Here is a 17098-nt window from a genome sequence, read left to right as displayed (position 1 = left end):
GCGGCGGTTGAGCGGTCACCGAGCGACCCGGACCACCGTTGGCGACCAGTTGGCAACCATCCGCCCGGATCACACGTCTTCCCCCGCGCCGGACCCCGTTCCGGACCCCCGCGCCGGACCCCGCGCCGGACCCTCGTGTGGTGATCGGATAGGGCTGACCGTGCGGCGCCATTACAGTGGGGCGGACGAGCATCACAAGACGAGTACCAGAGCAGACCACCCAGCAGATCACAGCAGATCACCCAGCAGACCATCGCAGTCCACCGATGTAAGACCACGATCAGGGAGCGCATGACGTGCGGCCGGTAGGCAGCAAATACCTGCTCGAGGAGCCGCTCGGGCGCGGAGCCACGGGCACCGTCTGGCGAGCCCGCCAGCGGGAGACGGCGGGGGCCGAGGCGGCCGTGGCCGGGCAGCCCGGCGAGACCGTCGCGATCAAGGTCCTCAAGGAGGAGCTCGCGAACGACGCGGAGATCGTCATGCGCTTTCTCCGCGAGCGCTCGGTGCTGCTCAGGCTCACCCACCCCAACATCGTCCGCACCCGCGACCTGGTGGTCGAGGGCGATCTGCTGGCCCTGGTCATGGATCTGATCGACGGCCCGGACCTGCACAACTACCTGCGCAGCAACGGCCCGTTCACCCCCGTGGCCGCATCCCTCCTCACCGCCCAGATCGCGGACGCGCTCGCCGCCAGCCACGCCGACGGCGTGGTGCACCGCGACCTCAAGCCCGCCAACGTGCTGCTCGCGGGCACCGGCGAGGGCCAGGAGATGCACCCGATGCTGACCGACTTCGGCATCGCGCGCCTCGCCGACTCGCCCGGCCTCACCCGCACCCAGGAGTTCGTCGGCACCCCCGCCTATGTGGCGCCGGAGTCCGCCGAGGGCCGTCCGCAGACCTCGGCGGTGGACATCTACGGCGCGGGCATCATGCTCTACGAGCTGGTCACCGGCCGTCCGCCGTTCGCCGGGAACACCGCCCTCGAAGTGCTCCACCGCCACCTCAGCGAGGAGCCGCGCCGCCCCTCGACCGTGCCCGAGCCGCTGTGGACCGTCATAGAGCGCTGTCTGAGCAAGCGGCCCGAGGAGCGCCCGAGCGCCGAGAACCTGGCCCGGGCGCTGCGCGTGGTCGCCGCCGGTGTCGGGGTGCACGCCTCGCCCGCGCAGGCGGAGGCGGCGCTCGGCGTGGCCGCGCTGCTCGCCCCGGACCCGGCGCCCGCCCCGGTCCCGGACACCGCGCCCGCGGACTCCGCCGACCCGACCCAGGTGCTCCCCACGAACGCCCCGGGCGGCACCCCCTCGTACGACCCGGCCGCGCCCACCAATGTGATGCCCACCACAGGGGCGAACGCCGGGGCCAACGCCGACCCCACCCAGGTGCTGCCGAGCGGCTCAGGACCGGCCGGAGGCGCCGATCCGACGCGCGCCATGCCGCCCGTACCGCCCGGTGGGCCGGGCCAGGACGATCCGCACCCCTGGCAGAACCAGCTGCGCGCGGCGCGCGACCGCAATGAGCAGACCCAGGTCCAGTACCTCGACCCGAGCGAGGACCCGCTGCGCCGCCGCCCCCACCGCCCCGCGCCGCAGCAGCAGTACCAGCAGCAGCAATACCAGCAGCCGCAGCAGTACCAGCAGCCCCAGCAGCCGCCCCAGCGCCAGCGGGGCCGCCAGCAGCCGCCGCCGTACGCCCAGCAGCCGCAGCAGTACGCCCCGGCGCCGCACCACCCCCAGCAGCCCCAGCCGCAGCGCTACGCCCCGCCGCCGCAGCAGCCGGAGCCGCGCCGCGAGCCCCGGCAGCGGAGCTCCAACCCCAACCGGATGAAGATCCCGGGCCTGGGGTGCCTCAAGGGCTGTCTGTTCGTGATCGTGGTCCTGATCATCGGCTCCTGGCTGGTCTGGGAGTTGACCCCGCTCAAGGACTGGATCGCCGAGGGCAAGGGCTACTGGGACGCGGTCTCGGGCTGGGCCAAGGACATCGGCAAGTGGATCGAGGACCTCGGCGGTCCCAGCAGCTGATCCGCCCCCCATCCCTCCCCGTTTCCGGCCCGGTTCGCGGTCCGATGTCCGCTCCGCACCTCCCACTCCGGTGATTTGTCGACATCCGAAGGGTGTTTTCCGCCGCAGAAGTGACAGTTGGCGTTGTCTGGTGCACCCAACGCGCCAGTAGCCGCGTAGCTTTGTCGCCAACGTGCCCCCCTTGTTCGTGAGGATTCGGAGCAGTCTTGTCACGGAAGATCGGCAGTCGGTACACCGCGCATCAGCTCCTGGGGCGCGGCAGCGCCGGCGCGGTGTGGCTGGGCGACGGGCCCGAGGGACCCGTCGCCATCAAGCTCCTGCGTGAGGACCTCTCCTCCGACCAGGAGCTCGTGGAGCGCTTCGTCCAGGAGCGCACCGCACTGCTCGGCCTCGACCACCCCCGGGTGGTCGGGGTGCGCGACCTGGTGGTCGACGGCAATGACCTCGCGCTGGTCATGGACCTGATCCGCGGTACCGATCTGCGCACTCGCCTCGACCGCGAGCGCAGGCTCGCCCCCGAGGCCGCCGTGGCGATCGCGGTGGACGTCGCCGACGCGCTGGCCGCCGCGCACGCCGCCGGGGTCGTCCACCGCGACGTCAAGCCGGAGAACGTGCTGCTGGACATGCGGGGCCCGCTCGGCCCCGGCGGCGCGCACCCCGCCCTGCTCACCGACTTCGGCATCGCCCGGCTGGTCGACGAGCCGACCCCGATCCGCGCCCAGCCCGCCCGCGACCGGCAGTCCTCCCAGGGCCGCTCGCCGAACCCGCGCAGCGTGATCGGCACTCCGGACTATCTCGCCCCCGAGATCGTCGAGGGGCTGCCGCCCCGGGCCAGCGTGGACGTCTACGCCCTGGCGACGGTCCTGTACGAGATGCTGGCCGGATTCACGCCCTTCGGCGGCGGCCACCCGGGCGCGATCCTGCGCCGCCATGTGACCGAGACCGTGGCGCCGCTGCCCGGGATCCCCGACGAGCTGTGGCAGCTGCTCCTCCAGTGCCTGGCCAAGGCGCCCGCCTCCCGGCTGCGCGCCTCCGAGCTGGCCGCCCGGCTGCGCGAGCTGCTGCCCGGCCTGGCCGGATATCCGCCGCTGGACATCGACGAGCCCGATGAGCAGCAGGAGGGCGGCGAGCGGGAGGGCGCGGAGGCCGAGACCCCGCACCGTGGCGTCTCCGTCCCCGCCTCCGGGCCCGCGCCGCACACGCCCCCGCGGCGGCGCGGCGCGGTGCCGCTGGTCCCGGGCGCGGTGCCGGACTCCAGCCGGGAGACCCACACCAGCATGCGGGTGCCCAGCGCGGACGAGCTCGCGGGCGGTGCCCACGGCACCGCGCGCGCCCCCCGGGTGCACGGCCAGCGCCGGGCGGGCTCGGCCCGTAACCCCGCGGTCGCGGGCGCGCTGCGCCGCCGCCGGCTGAAGGTGGCCGCGGTCACCCTGGCCGCGCTGGTCGCGGTGGGGCTCGGCGGATGGCTGGCGGCGAGCGGCGACGACGGCGGCGATCCGCCCAAGGGCGGCGAGCACTCCGCCTCCCAGGACCCCGGTACGCCATGACCGGGGACGGTCAGTCTTCGGTAGCGGTTACGCTGGTGCCGTGGCAGTCGTCGATGTATCCGAAGAGCTGAAGTCCCTCTCCTCGACCATGGGGTCGATCGAGGCCGTCCTGGACCTCGACAAGATGAGGGCCGACATCGCCGTGCTCGAGGAGCAGGCGGCGGCCCCGTCCCTGTGGGACGACCCGGAGAACGCGCAGAAGGTCACCAGCAAGCTCTCCTATCTCCAGGGGCACCTGCGCCGGGCCGAGGAGCTGCGCGGCCGGATCGACGATCTCGAGGTGCTGTTCGAGCTGGCCTCCGACGAGGGCGACGAGGACGCACGCGCCGAGGCCGAGGCCGAGCTGGAGGCCGTCCGCAAGGCGGTCGACGAGATGGAGGTGCGCACCCTCCTGTCCGGCGAGTACGACGCCCGTGAGGCGGTCGTGAACATCCGCGCCGAGGCGGGCGGGGTGGACGCCGCCGACTTCGCCGAGCAGCTGCAGCGGATGTATCTGCGCTGGGCCGAGCGCCACGGCTACAAGACCGAGGTCTACGAGACGTCGTACGCGGAGGAGGCCGGCATCAAGTCGACCACCTTCGCCGTGCAGACCCCGTACGCCTACGGGACGCTCTCGGTCGAGCAGGGCACCCACCGCCTGGTGCGGATCTCGCCGTTCGACAACCAGGGCCGCCGCCAGACCTCCTTCGCGGGCGTCGAGGTGCTGCCGGTCGTCGAGCAGACCGACCACATCGAGATCGACGAGTCCGAGCTGCGCGTGGATGTCTACCGCTCCTCGGGCCCCGGCGGGCAGGGCGTCAACACCACCGACTCCGCGGTGCGGTTGACCCACATCCCCACCGGCATCGTCGTCTCGTGTCAGAACGAGCGCTCGCAGATCCAGAACAAGGCCACCGCGATGAACGTCCTCCAGGCCAAGCTGCTCGAGCGGCGCCGCCAGGAGGAGCAGGCCAAGATGGACGCGCTCAAGGGCGACGGCGGCAATTCCTGGGGCAACCAGATGCGTTCGTACGTCCTGCACCCGTACCAGATGGTCAAGGACCTGCGCACCGAATTCGAGGTCGGCAATCCGCAGGCCGTGCTCGACGGTGAGCTGGACGGTTTCCTGGAGGCCGGAATCCGCTGGCGCAAGCAGCAGGAGCAGGAGAAGTAACCTTCCCGCTCGCCCCAACGGGCCGCGCGCCCCGCGCTTTTGGTCACAGTCCTGTACCCATGCATGCGGCAAGCGCTTCCATAGCGGACATCTCGCATGCAATGGCCTTGACGGTGATGTGAAAACTGGGAAGGCTGACGCGCGGCATGCGTATGACTGGGGCGCGTGTGAACGGGGGCCGGCGGACCGCCTCGGAGGGATACGGGGGCCCGCGGAGACTGAGAACCCCGAGCCGTTGCCCCGTGCATAGCTGCTCCATTGACGAGTACAGCTACTGGGGGTAGCAGGCAGATGACGAAGAAGACGCGGCTGCGCGTGGCGCGAATAGCGGCCGGTGCGGTGATCGCCGCCGGCGCGTCGCTCACCGCCGCCGGCGCCGCATCGGCCGTTGGTGTTGATGTCGGTATCGGCGGCGTGAACGTTTCGGCCAACGCGGACGAGAAGGGTCTGGACGTCGGCGTCGGTATCGGCAAGGACGACCCGACCGAGGACCCGACGCCGACCGACGACCCGACCTCGATCCCGACTGAGCCGACTCAGCCGCCGACCGAGGACCCGACCCAGCCGCCGACGGACGAGCCCACCAAGCCGCCCACGGGCGAGCCGACCCAGCCGCCCACGGACGAGCCCACCAAGCCGCCGACGGGTGAGCCGACCGGCGAGCCCACCGACGGCCCGACCGCCCAGCCGAGCACGCCCGGCCAGGGCGGCGGCACCGGCGGTGCCGGTGGCGACGACAGCACCTGCACGGTGGACCTCGACAGCACCAACTGCGACGACAACACCGGCACCGACAACGTCGGCTCCAAGCCGGTGGAGCAGGGCAAGGCCAAGGAGCAGCTGGCCGAGACCGGTGCCTCCGAGACCACGTTCCTGCTGGTCGGCGCCGCGACGATGATCGCCGGTGGTATCGGCTTCCGCTTTGTGCCGCGTCTGGTGAACCGCAACAACGTGGCCTGATCGCGCGCCTCACGCACGGTAAGGGGCCCGGAGCGCTGCGGCGCTCCGGGCCCCTGGTGCGTTGATCGGGCCCCTGGGTGCGTTCAGGGTCAGGGGCGCCCTGTCCGGCGTATCGCCTCGTAACGCTCCGTTACGCCGTCGCCATCTCATGCGCGAGCACGGCCACCGCGATGAGCGCCACCAGCAGCGCTATCAGCGCGGCCGGGGTCAGCCCGCCGAACATGCCCTCCTGCTGCAGGCGCTCCCTGCTGGCCCGGCAGACCGGGCAGCGGCCCTCGCTGACGGGGCTCGCGCAGTTGGCGCAGACGAGCCTGTCGTACGTCATGCGCTTTCTCCTCCCGCGCGGCGGTGCCGCAGTAGACACGGGGCCAACGCTCAGGAAAATGGGTTGGTTCCCCCTCCACTGTGCCAGCTTCCGTCCGGTTCGGCGCGCCCCGCACGATTCCGTGCCGCATCCGTACCGGTTTCGTGGCCGTTTCAGCCGCGCCGACGGGCGGTTTGTCAACCGTTTGACCCCAATAGTGCAGTGAAGAAACCCACCCACGCCGGACGGCGGACTGCGCGCCCATGCGCGCTTCGCGTATGGTCACGCTCACCGACGGGAGCCGCTTCGGCTGCAGCCCGTACCGCTACCCAGGTCGACCGTGGTGCTCCAGTGATCCGATTCGACAACGTATCCAAGACTTACCCCAAGCAGAACCGTCCCGCACTCCGGGATGTCTCGCTCGAGATCGAGAAGGGCGAGTTCGTCTTCCTGGTGGGCTCCTCGGGGTCGGGAAAGTCCACTTTCCTCCGGCTGCTGCTCCGCGAGGAGCGCGCCAGCCATGGCGCGGTCCATGTGCTGGGCAAGGACCTCGCGCGGCTGTCCAACTGGAAGGTGCCGCAGATGCGCCGCCAGTTGGGGACCGTCTTCCAGGATTTCCGGCTGCTCCCCAACAAGACGGTCGGGGAGAATGTCGCCTTCGCGCTCGAGGTGATCGGCAAACCGCGCGGCGCCATTCGGAAAACCGTCCCCGAGGTGCTCGATCTCGTGGGTCTTGGCGGTAAAGACGACCGTATGCCCGGTGAGCTCTCCGGTGGTGAACAGCAGCGGGTGGCCATCGCCCGCGCGTTCGTCAACCGTCCGATGCTGCTGATCGCCGACGAGCCGACGGGAAACCTGGACCCCCAGACCTCCGTCGGCATCATGAAGCTGCTGGACCGGATCAACCGGACCGGCACCACGGTCGTCATGGCCACGCACGACCAGCAGATCGTGGACCAGATGCGCAAGCGCGTGATCGAACTTGAGAAGGGCCGGCTCGTCCGCGACCAGTCCCGCGGCGTCTACGGCTACCAGCACTGAAAGGACGCCATGCGCGCCCAGTTCGTCCTGTCGGAGATCGGCGTCGGTCTCCGCCGCAATCTCACGATGACCTTCGCGGTCATCGTCTCCGTGGCCCTCTCGCTCGCCCTGTTCGGCGGGTCCCTGCTCATGCGCGAGCAGGTGAGCACGATGAAGGGCTACTGGTACGACAAGGTCAACGTCTCGATCTTCCTCTGCAACAAGAACGACAAGGAGACCTCGGCCAACTGTGCCAAGGGCGCGGTCACCGAGGCGCAGAAGCAGGAGATCGAGTCCGAGCTCAAGCAGATGAACATCGTCGAGTCGGTGCACTTCGAGACCAGCGAGGAGGCGTACAAGCACTACAAGGAGCAGTTCGGCGACTCGCCGCTGGCCGACTCCCTGACCCCGGACCAGATGCAGGAGTCCTTCCGTATCAAGCTGAAGGACCCCGAGCGCTATGACGTCATCTCCACGGCCTTCGCCGCCCGCCCCGGGGTGCAGGAGGTCCAGGACCAAAAGGCCCTGGTCGACGACTTGTTCAACCTGCTCAACGGCATGAACTTCGCGGCGCTCGGCGTGATGACGCTGATGCTGATCGTCGCACTGATGCTGATCGTCAACACGGTGCGGGTGTCGGCGTTCAGCCGCCGCCGGGAGACCGGGATCATGCGGCTCGTCGGCGCGTCCAGCTTCTACATCCAGATGCCGTTCATCATGGAGGCCGCCATCGCGGGGCTGTTGGGCGCGGGCTTCGCCTGCGTACTGCTGGTGAGCGGGCAGTACTTCCTGGTCAACAACTGGCTGGTGGACAAGATCGATGTGATCAACTTCATCGGCTGGGACGCGGTGCTGGCGAAGCTGCCACTGGTGCTGGCGATTGGCCTGCTCATGCCCGCTCTCGCGGCGTTCTTCGCGCTCCGCAAGTACCTCAAGGTGTGACATTCGCCTAGGGCGCCGTACCGGACAACCCCCGGTACGGCGCCTTTTGGTGCCCTACACTCACCGGCATGTCGGGCCCGTGTTTGTTCGTCCATCCCCGCCGCATTCGCCGCGGGGCCGCCCTGACATTGGTCTTCGCCAGCGTGCTCGCCACCGGGGCGGCCGTCGGTTCCTGGGGCGCCGAGTCCGGATCGCGCCGGGACCCCCAAGCCGCCCGGATACCGGCCCGCGCCTATGTCGGCGCGGTCGAGAGCGACCAGGTCAAGGCGGCCGCGGCCGCGGCCCAGGAGGACGGGAAGTCCGGTTCCAAGGCCGCCCGTGAGGTGGTGAGCCGCAGCGGAGACCGGTGGGGCGCGGTCTACAGCGCCCGCGAGTACGAGGGCTACCGCCAGACCCTCGACGGCGCCTACGTCGGCGTCGGGATCTCCGCCCGCCGGGACGCCCACGGGCGGATCGCGGTGGAGCGCGTCGAGCCCGGCAGCCCCGCCCAGAAGGCCGGGGTCCGCGCCGGTGACCGACTGCGCACGGTCGACCACAAGACCGTGACCGGGCGGCCCGTCACCGAGGTCGTGGCCCTGCTGCGCGGCCCCGCCGACGGCTCCCCGGGCACCCGGGTGGAGCTCGGGCTGCGGCGCGGCGGCCACGAATGGACGCAGGAGCTCCGCCGGGCCCGGCTGACCACGGACCCGGTCACCGTCGACCGGCTCAGCGGCTACGACGACCACAGACCCGGCGCCGTCCGGATCAAGGTCGACTCGTTCACCAAGGGCACCGGAGAGCGGATCCGGCGCGCGGTGCGCTCCATCCCCCGGGGCGACGGCATCCTGCTGGATCTGCGGGGCAACTCCGGCGGGCTGGTCTCCGAGGCCGTCACCGCCGCCTCCTCCTTCCTCGACGGCGGCCTGGTCGCCACCTATGACGTCCGCGGTGACCAGCGAGTCCTCGACGCGCGACCGGGCGGCGACACCGAAAGCCCGCTGGTGGTGCTGGTCGACGGCGGCACCATGAGCGCCGCCGAACTCCTCACCGGCGCCCTCCAGGACCGCGGCCGCGCCGTGGTCGTGGGCTCCCGGACCTTCGGCAAGGGCTCGGTCCAGATGCCGAGCGAACTCCCCGACGGCTCGGTCGCCGAGCTCACCGTCGGCCACTACCGGACCCCGGCCGGGCGTAACGTCGACGGCGAGGGCATCGACCCGGACCTGACGGTCAAGCGCGACGACGGCCCGTCCGCGGAGGCGCGGGCGCGCACGGTATTGAGTGGCCTCGGGGGCGGGTCCTAGTGCGAGAATGGCCTGACCATGGCTAAAGAGACGGGTCGCAAGCTGATCGCGCAGAACAAGAAGGCGCGGCACGACTATCACATCCTGGACACCTACGAGTGCGGTCTGGTGCTGACCGGAACCGAGGTGAAGTCGCTGCGCCAGGGGCGGGCCTCGCTCGTGGACGGCTTCGCCCAGGTGGACGGCGGCGAGGCATGGCTGCACAACGTGCACATCCCCGAGTACAGCCAGGGCACCTGGACCAACCACTCGGCGCGCCGCCGGCGCAAGCTGCTGCTGCACCGGGCGGAGATCGACAAGCTGATCGGCAAGACCCAGGAGACCGGCCACACCCTGGTGCCGCTCGCCCTGTACTTCAAGGACGGCCGGGCCAAGGTCGAGGTCGCGCTGGCCAAGGGCAAGAAGGAGTACGACAAGCGCCAGACCCTGCGGGAGAAGCAGGACCGCCGCGAGGCCGAGCGGGCGATGTCGGCGGCGCGGCGTCGCCAGCGGGCCTGACCAGCCGGAAGGCGCACCACGGGCGGCGGGAATGATGTGGCCTTGTCGCGCGTTGTTCACCTATGATGGCTCTGCGCCCCACCGAGGGCGTGGCACCACCTTTGAAAACACCACATGGGGATGATCGGTTTCGACAGCGGCTGTCGAAGCAGGGGAAGCGAGCCGAGGAAGCGGCAATGATCTCGTTAACCATATGTCGCAACCAATAATCGCCAACACCAAGCGCGATTCCTTCGCCCTCGCTGCCTAAGTAGCGACTTGCGAAGTGTCAGCCCGGGGCTGTTCCCGACCCGGATCCTGGCATCGACTAGGGAACTAAACCACTAGACCCGGTCACGGGGTGTAGTGGGAAATCAAACAGTGACTGAGCCCGTCGGAGACTTGTCCGCGTGATCTCCGGGGCCGAGAAAAGCACAGCGGACTGCGCTCGGAGAAGCCCTGATTCCGCACCGTTGGACGCGGGTTCGATTCCCGCCATCTCCACTCATCCCATGTACGACGAAGGGCCCTTCGGTCAGCCGACCGAGGGGCCCTTCGTCGTTCCGGCGTATGGTTCCACGAGGTCCGGCCCGGCTCCAGAGCGGCAACGAACGAGCAGTACTCGGGCTCTGGCAGCCTCGCCGGCACCTGCCGCAGTAACTGACGGCTTCTTCAGCGAGTGGACCGCAACGGGTCCTGTCGTGTGAGGCAGACAAGGATGCCTACGAGGACGATGGCTGCCGTGATGAGTGGGGCGATCAGGGAGTTCGCGGGGTACAGGATCCAGGCCCATGGCTCGGGGCGACCGCCGCTTCTCCAGCCGGCCGCCGCGCACACAAGGGGCACGATAGCGACGGTGACAGCCGCGATGCGGTGACCGAGGAAAGGGAAGAGCAGCAGCGCCAGGCCGACGTACCCGGCGATGTTGCGCCCCAGTACCAGAGCGATGCTGTCGGCCCCCAGGGCGTAGCAGAGGGCTGCCATCCCCGCCCCGGTGGTGGCGGCCGCCAGGCCGAGGGTGGCGTCCCACGTCCGGACGGGGCGGCAGGCGGCGCTTTCGGTGCGCAGGTCGCCGCGTCCCATGCCGTGGAGGAGCAGCATCGCAGGCAGGAGGGTGATGAGGTGGCCGACGAGGAAGTGTCCGGACTGGCCGGTCAGAACGGGTACAGGGAGTTCGGCGTTGCCCATGAGGAGTCCCACCGCATTGGTCAGGACGACGGACACGCTCAGTGCGGGGACGGCGCGGGCCTTCAGCCACCAGTTCATCCGTGGCTCCCGTTGATGTCCAGTTGGGGGGTTGCGTTGCAGGATCGCATGGCGCGGGTGTTGTGCTCGTACCAGGCGAGCTGGGCCTGTCGGGACTGTTTGAGGACGTGCTGGACCAGGGCCAGTTCGGGCGGTGCGACTCGGTTGGTGAGGGTGCGGGGCGAGGCGCCGGCGGTCAGGGAGAGCCACGCTCCGACGGGGCCGTAGGCGTCAGCGGCCGGATAGGGCTCTCCGTTGTCCGCGCAGGCGGGCGAGTGCGGAAGGAGTCCTGCCGCCACTCCTGTGGGCACGCCGAGGGCGCTGATGCCGGGCCCGATGGCGAGCTTGGTCTCGTCAGTGCCTGGCCGGTCGGCCATGGTCAGGGTGGCGGGCACCGCGACGCCGGCCTGGCGGAGCCTTGCGACGGCTTTGCGTGATTCGGTGCGGATCATGGCGGCTTGGTGGTCCATCTCGGGCCACAGGCAGATGCGGGGCCGGCCGTGGTCGCACGCCAGGTCGCTGGTCGAACGGGAGGTCACCGGGTTGGCCCCCATGCCGTGGGCGGAGGCGGCACCGCCTGCGAACCCTCCGGCGAGCAGCGCGGCCGCGGCGACGACGGCGGGGGTGGCCTTGCGGTACTGGATCAGCACGGCGGCGGACAGACAGACCGCCACGCCGAATGTTCCCGCGCTGACCAGCGCCCATGCGTCCAGGCTCTGGTCGAGCATGCAGCAGTCCTGCAGTCCTCCGCCGATGAGGTGGCGGATCCACACGATGCTCCAGGAGACCGGGTAGGCGTTGGCTACGAAGCTCGCGATCAGCGTGAGCGGCACCGCGATGATCGGAGCCCACAGACGGCCCAGAACGAAGCCGACCAGAGTGTTGGCCGCGAGAAGCACCGCTTCGACCGCGAGGATGCCGAGGTGGGGCATGCCGAAGCCGACGTCGGCGGCAGCCGCGGAGACGAGCAGGGCCGCCGTCATGCCGGCCACGCCCATCACGAACACCGGCAGCAGCAGGGGGAAGGCGATGGCCAGTGGCGAGCGGACCGCGTTCTGGTCGGAGATGCGTGCGCGCCTGAGCCGGCTTCCCTCCCAGGCACCGGCTCCGGCACACGCAGGACCCACGAAGGACAGGGCCAGGCTCGCGGTGCCGGTGGCGGAGAGCCAGTAGTGGGGCGTGACCCACTCGGAGAGGTTGTCACCGAGGGCGATGACGATGAAGCCGACCAGAAACGGCAGGAGACGGGTGCCGGACGAGACGCGGACGAGGGTACGGAGCAGCACGGGTCAGATCTCCTCGCCTACGAGCTGGGCATAGGCGGCTTCCGCGCGCTCGCGGGGGCCTTGGGCGTTGTCGGCGTTGTCGGCCATGGCGTGGAATTCGGTGGTGGTGCCGTGAAAGCGCACGGTGCCCCGGTCCAGGACGACCACGTGCTGGTAGAGGTCCGCGAGGTCTTCGGTCTGGTGGGTGGAGACGACGATGTGGACCTCGTCGGCCAGTTGTTCGAGTAAGGACCGGAAGACCTTGCGCTGGGTGGGGTCCAAGCCCGCGGTCGGTTCGTCCATGAGGATGAGCTCGCTGTGGTGGGTGAGGGCTCCGGCGATGCCCATCCGGCGCAGTTGGCCGCCGGAGACCTGGTGGCTGCGGCGGTCGGCGAGCTTGTCCAGGCCGACACGGCCGAGCGTGGTGGCCGATGCCTTCCAGGCGTCAGTGCGGTTCATGCCTTTGAGCCAGCCGGCATAGGCGATTTGCTCCCGTACGGTCAGGCCCGGTACGGGCGTGATGTGCTGCGGCAGCCAGGCCACCGCCTTCCGGTACGCCATCACGTCCTTGCGAGCCGCAGGGTTGCGGCCCTTCCAGATGACCGTGCCGACCAGGGGCCTGAGCTGGGAAGCGGCCAGCGCCATCAGCGTGGACTTTCCTGCCCCGTTCGGGCCGAGCAGCACCGTTGCCGGGCTGCTGACGCGAAGGTCGAAGCTGTCGAGAACGGTCGTCTTCCGGTTGTACCGGAAGGAGACACCGCGGAATTCCAGGGCCATGAGTCGCACAATCCGCCGCCAGGGTGGTCCCGAGGAGGCTGTAGTGAGGAGCGGAGCGGGAGGTGCCCGGGCGCGGGCAGAGCCTGCCTGCGCCCGGGCACCTGTGAAGACGTGCCGTACTGTCTTCGGGTTCTAGTAGGCGATGACCACCTTGTTGGCGCTCATGGTGCTGCCCGTGGTGAAGCTGAAGAGCTCGAAGTAGTACTTACCAGACGACTGGTCCCCCCAGGCGGATCTGCCGCAGCTGTTGCTGCGGGTGCCCTGGTCGTCGTCGGGCAGTAGGTCGCGGTTCTTCCACAGTTTCAGGTTGGCCTTCTGGAACCCGTTGGCCCCGTCGGTGTGGCAGCCGCTGAGGGTCACCGAGGTGCTGACACCGTCGGTGTTGTTGTCAGTCCAGCGGGAGGACTCGTTGCCGGGGTGCCAGCCGGTGAAGTACGTGGTGCGGCTGCCCTCGGCATGGGCCGGGACCGCGCCGGCGAATCCCAGCAGTACGGCCCCGGCGACGAGACCAACAGCTTTCCGGTGCATGTGCATTCAGTTCTCCTGTGTCCTGCGCATGACATGAGCCATGCAGGCATGACGGAGGAAGCACCTTTCGCATTCCCCCCGGATGCAGCGCTGTCGTGCTTGCGATCGCCACACGAACTTATATCCACATCACCGATTCACAGCGATGATCATGTCAAATAACGACCAAAAGCGTGCGAGTGTCGCACTGCTTTTCGCATCGCTCGAATCCACTCGTAAGCGACCTCATCGCTCGACCGAAGAGGTGGATGTCGCATCCATCCTGGTCGTACGCGTGAGCGAGTCGCAATCCGAGACCGCCACGAGGCTCAGTCGCTCTCCGCAATGCTCACGCGGACCCCTGCAGCCACAATGGCCGAAAACGCACAGTCATCACATGGTTACAGTCCACAACCGGACGGTGCCGCACACAAAGCCATCAGCCCACCGGCCGCCGACCTGGCCGCGCAGGGTTCGACAGGTAGTTGCAGCAGCACGCTGCGGTACAGGGCTTCGCCTCGTCATCGGAGCAGGGAGGGCAGGGGGCGCGACAGCGCGCCACATGACGGCGGCCCCTGGAATCCAAGCCACGGCGGGGCCCTTCGTCGTGTGTATGGCCTGTGATCAGTCGAGCCGGTGTTCCCAGCGCAGTGCGGGCCCGTCGCCGATCCAGTACGTGTGCGAGCGGGGGGTGACGCGGAGCCGCACGGTGCTGATGTCGGGACGTTCGGCGTCCTGCCAGGCGATGAGCGCCCGCTCGATGTCGTCCCACAGCGCCACTGGCCCGCCCTGCCGGACGGTCCAGCCGGAGCCGTTGTCGGTGAACGCGGCGAAGGATTCGCGGTCGGCATCGAACACATAGCGTTGCTGGGCGCCATCGGGTCGGGCGGCGCGTACGAGCTGGGCGCCGGGTGCGGCGAGCTGGGCGAGGAAGGCGGGCATCCACTCCTCCAGCAGGGTCGGCCCCACCTTCGCCTCGCGCTCGCTGTCGGCGTAGGCGGCGCGCGCCGAGAGGTCCCCGGCGAGCGGTACGACCGCCTGGGAGCGTGCCTGCATGAACGACGACTCCCCGATGATCCGCCCCTCGGCCGTGCCGTCGTCGTGCACGGTGACCTTGGCGAGGCCGGTGCCGTACGCTCAGGAGCCGGGCGCGAGGGTGGTGAGGATGGTGCCGCCCGGCCTGGTCTGGCGTACCCAGGTGTGGGGGATGCGGCGTACCGCACAGGTGGCGATGACGCGGTCGTAAGGGGCGCGGCGGGGGTGGCCGAGGAGCCCGTCGCCGGTCACGGTCCAGGTGGAGTATCCGGCAGCCTCCAGGGCGGCATCCGCGCGGGCGGCCACGTCCGGGTCCACTTCGATCGTGGTGACGTTGTCTTCTCCGAGCCGGTGGCACACCAGGGCGGTGGAGTAGCCGGTACCGGTGCCGACCTCCAGCGCGGTGTGACCGTCCTCGATATCCAGGGCCTCGAGCATGCCGACGACCGTCACGGGGGTGGTGGACGATGACGTGGGCACGCCAGGGACGGGTTCGGTGGCCTGGTCGGCGGTGAGGTGCCCGTCCAGTTGTGTCACCAGGGACTCGTCGCGGTAGGCGATCTCGGACCATTCCTTCGGGTCGGTGCCGAGTGCGGTGACGGGCCGCCAGCGCCCATCGTCGGCGGGCAGGAACACGCCGGGCCGGAGGAACAGCTCACGGGGTACGGCCTCGACCGCCGCGCGCCACTTCGGATGGGCGAGGACTCCGGCCTCCTGAAGCCGGTCGGCGAGGGCGCGCCGCTCCGGTGCGGTGTCGGGTGTCATCGGGAGGTGTCTCCTTGCGCGAGCAGGTCGGCGAAGAGGCCGGAGGGGGCGGAAGGCTGTCGGAGCCAAGGTCCCGGTCAGCGCAAGGCGGCGCGAACGCGGTTCCTCAGCCGCTCGTCGCTGATGGTGTCCAGGCCTCGCCACGCGAAGCCGCTGACCTCCTCGGCCTGCAAGGTCACGCCGCTGCCAGTAGTGGTGCGGAACAGGTAGCGGAAGTCGAAGTGCTGGTGGTCGGGCTCGCCCTTGGCGTCGTTGGCCGGGATGGGGTGTACGTCGACGTGCACCGGGACGGGTGAGAGCGGGACGATACCAGCGTCGATGCCGGTCTCCTCCGCCAGTTCCCGTAGGGCGGCGCCCATGAGGTCGGCGTCGTCGGCCTCCAAGTGGCCGCCGGGCAGTAGCCATTTGCCGAGCGCCAGGTGCTCGATGAACAGGGCCTGCCCGTCGTCGTCGACCAGGACGGCCCCGGCAGTGGCGTGGCCCCGGAATTCCTTCCGGCTGGTGAGGTCGGCGCCGCTGTCCAGCAGATCGAGAACGGGCGTGAGGGTCGTCTTCTCCTCGGGATGAGCGCTGGTGTAGTCGCTGATGACGGCGCGGATCTGGTCGGCCGTGATGGTCACGGGTCTCCCCTAGCGGTTGTAGTAGTTGAGCCAGGTCGCGGCGATGGCGGCACGGTCCTCGGACGGCACCTCGTGCATGCCCGGGGTGAGGTCTCCCCGCGCCAGCATGCGGAGGGCGGCCAGTATCTCGGCCTGTACGAGGAAGATGAACGGGCCGACGCTGGCGCCGTGCAGAAAGTTGACGGCGTTGCCGTTGTTGAGCAGATAGAAGTAGTGGCCGGTGGCGAGGTAGCGGGTGACACCGTCTCCGGCGGCACTGCGGGTGTAGCTGTCCGGCAGTCCGTCCAGCTCCAGTTCGTCTTCGCTGCTGGTGACGGTGGCGACGTAGGCGCCGTTGCGGAGCTGCGGGAAGTCTTCGCCTCGCAGCGACAGGGAACCGGTCGCGCACAGGACCAGTCCGGCCTGGGTGAGGGCGTGGTCCCGATCGCGGGCGACGCCAAAGCCCTGGGACAGGGCCTGGGCGCGCCGGACCGGGCTGACGTCGTACACGGTGACGTGGATGCCCTTGGCGTGCAGGAGGCGGGCGATGCTGGAGCCGAGCTTCCCGAACCCGAGGACCAGGGCGGGGCGGCCGTGCAAGATGTCGCCTCTGCCCCGCAGCAGGGCTTCGGTGGAGAAAACGACGGACTGGCCGACGAGGAAGTCCTCCGGGTCCTTGAGCGGTGAGCGGGCCACGGACACGACGGGGCAGGGCAGCTTGTCGATCTCGGCGTACCGGCGGTGCCCGTTCTCAGTGTCCTCGACCACGCCGAGAATCCGGCCGGAGAACTGGTCGTACAGGGCTTCCAGTGCGGGGGCGAAGTAGCCGCCCACGTCGAGCAGCAACACGTCGTCGCCCGCCGCTCGCGCCTCCAGATACGTCACGGCCGAATCCGGGTTTGCGAACAGGTCCCGGGACAGTGCGTCGCAGGGGAAGGACCGCTCGACCTCCCGGCGGGCGGTGGCGCTGATCGACTTCGGCTTGGGGAGTACGGCACGCAGGTCCGACAGACCGGCCACGGCTCGGACGAACGCTGGGCGCCCGGCCAGCAGATGCGTGACCAGGAGCGAAGCGGGCCGGTCGGGCAGCTGAAACCGCTGCACGATGCGGCCGAAGTAGGTATCCAGCCGCACAAGGTCCGTGGTTTCCACGTGCATCTCCTCACGAAGGCAGGGACGTTCGGTGCTTCGGTCTGGGCACCGGGTG

General features: G+C 69.7%; 15 protein-coding genes, 1 other RNA gene and 1 pseudogene. 9 read left to right on the top strand and 8 right to left on the bottom strand.

Going from position 1 to position 17098, the window contains the following annotated elements:
- Positions 1-296: 296 nt before the first annotated feature.
- The 4 genes from IEJ02_RS17115 to IEJ02_RS17100 all read left to right on the top strand — a co-directional run bounded on the left by IEJ02_RS17115 (position 297) and on the right by IEJ02_RS17100 (position 5675).
- Positions 297-2015, top strand: coding sequence for a serine/threonine-protein kinase (locus tag IEJ02_RS17115; protein ID WP_191065672.1), 1719 nt, complete (start codon positions 297-299; stop codon positions 2013-2015).
- Positions 2016-2221: 206 nt separating this feature from the next.
- Positions 2222-3562, top strand: coding sequence for a serine/threonine-protein kinase (locus IEJ02_RS17110; protein ID WP_137978217.1), 1341 nt, complete (start codon positions 2222-2224; stop codon positions 3560-3562).
- 40 nt (positions 3563-3602) lie between these two features.
- Positions 3603-4715, top strand: coding sequence for a peptide chain release factor 2 (gene prfB, locus IEJ02_RS17105; RefSeq protein ID WP_137978216.1), 1113 nt, complete (start codon positions 3603-3605; stop codon positions 4713-4715).
- 291 nt (positions 4716-5006) lie between these two features.
- The gene (locus tag IEJ02_RS17100; RefSeq protein ID WP_191065671.1) at positions 5007-5675 is read left to right on the top strand and encodes an LPXTG cell wall anchor domain-containing protein; all 669 of its coding nucleotides are present in this window, start codon (positions 5007-5009) and stop codon (positions 5673-5675) included.
- Between the two features lie 130 nt (positions 5676-5805).
- Here the strand turns inward: IEJ02_RS17100 and IEJ02_RS17095 are convergent, their stop codons facing one another.
- On the bottom strand, positions 5806-6000 hold the full coding sequence (locus tag IEJ02_RS17095) for a hypothetical protein (protein WP_020870883.1): 195 nt from the start codon (positions 5998-6000) through the stop codon (positions 5806-5808).
- A gap of 330 nt (positions 6001-6330) precedes the next feature.
- Here IEJ02_RS17095 and ftsE point away from each other — a divergent pair, with 330 nt between their 5' ends.
- The 5 genes from ftsE (at position 6331) to ssrA (ending at position 10205) form a co-directional block, all read left to right on the top strand.
- Positions 6331-7020 carry a cell division ATP-binding protein FtsE gene (gene ftsE / locus IEJ02_RS17090; protein WP_069863504.1) on the top strand — a complete coding sequence of 230 codons (690 nt, stop codon included), beginning with the start codon at positions 6331-6333 and terminating at the stop codon, positions 7018-7020.
- A gap of 9 nt (positions 7021-7029) precedes the next feature.
- The gene (gene ftsX, locus IEJ02_RS17085) at positions 7030-7941 is read left to right on the top strand and encodes a permease-like cell division protein FtsX (protein ID WP_020870885.1); all 912 of its coding nucleotides are present in this window, start codon (positions 7030-7032) and stop codon (positions 7939-7941) included.
- 68 nt (positions 7942-8009) lie between these two features.
- The gene (locus IEJ02_RS17080) at positions 8010-9221 is read left to right on the top strand and encodes a S41 family peptidase (protein ID WP_191065670.1); all 1212 of its coding nucleotides are present in this window, start codon (positions 8010-8012) and stop codon (positions 9219-9221) included.
- Positions 9222-9239: 18 nt separating this feature from the next.
- Positions 9240-9719, top strand: a complete 480-nt coding sequence (smpB, locus tag IEJ02_RS17075) for an SsrA-binding protein SmpB (protein WP_137978213.1) — start codon at positions 9240-9242, stop codon at positions 9717-9719.
- Positions 9720-9835: 116 nt separating this feature from the next.
- Positions 9836-10205, top strand: a transfer-messenger RNA (tmRNA) gene (ssrA, locus tag IEJ02_RS17070).
- A gap of 165 nt (positions 10206-10370) precedes the next feature.
- Here ssrA and IEJ02_RS17065 read toward each other — a convergent pair.
- The 7 genes and pseudogenes from IEJ02_RS17065 to IEJ02_RS17035 all read right to left on the bottom strand — a co-directional run bounded on the left by IEJ02_RS17065 (position 10371) and on the right by IEJ02_RS17035 (position 17049).
- Positions 10371-10964, bottom strand: coding sequence for a hypothetical protein (locus tag IEJ02_RS17065; protein WP_191065669.1), 594 nt, complete (start codon positions 10962-10964; stop codon positions 10371-10373).
- On the bottom strand, positions 10961-12229 hold the full coding sequence (locus IEJ02_RS17060; RefSeq protein ID WP_191065668.1) for a DUF7224 domain-containing protein: 1269 nt from the start codon (positions 12227-12229) through the stop codon (positions 10961-10963). Before IEJ02_RS17060 ends, IEJ02_RS17065 begins: the two co-directional genes overlap by 4 nt.
- Positions 12230-12232: 3 nt before the next feature.
- A complete protein-coding gene (locus tag IEJ02_RS17055; RefSeq protein ID WP_191065667.1) occupies positions 12233-12985 on the bottom strand; it encodes an ATP-binding cassette domain-containing protein in 753 nt (250 codons plus the stop codon).
- A 132-nt stretch (positions 12986-13117) separates the two neighbouring features.
- A complete protein-coding gene (locus IEJ02_RS17050) occupies positions 13118-13519 on the bottom strand; it encodes a hypothetical protein (protein ID WP_191065666.1) in 402 nt (133 codons plus the stop codon).
- A 597-nt stretch (positions 13520-14116) separates the two neighbouring features.
- Positions 14117-15292, bottom strand: a pseudogene (gene tgmC, locus IEJ02_RS17045) (ATP-grasp peptide maturase system methyltransferase).
- A gap of 77 nt (positions 15293-15369) precedes the next feature.
- On the bottom strand, positions 15370-15912 hold the full coding sequence (locus tag IEJ02_RS17040; protein WP_191065665.1) for an NUDIX hydrolase: 543 nt from the start codon (positions 15910-15912) through the stop codon (positions 15370-15372).
- A gap of 9 nt (positions 15913-15921) precedes the next feature.
- Positions 15922-17049: an adenosylhomocysteinase gene (locus tag IEJ02_RS17035; RefSeq protein WP_223863960.1), complete on the bottom strand. Its 1128-nt coding sequence runs from the start codon at positions 17047-17049 to the stop codon at positions 15922-15924.
- Positions 17050-17098: the final 49 nt, after the last annotated feature.

Source organism: Streptomyces sp. 5-10, assembly GCF_014712245.1.
In the GTDB taxonomy this organism is placed as follows: Bacteria; Actinomycetota; Actinomycetes; order Streptomycetales; family Streptomycetaceae; genus Streptomyces; species Streptomyces violaceusniger.
The sequence above is the reverse complement of the archived record's forward strand: the minus strand, read 5'-3'. Positions and strand labels throughout refer to the sequence as shown.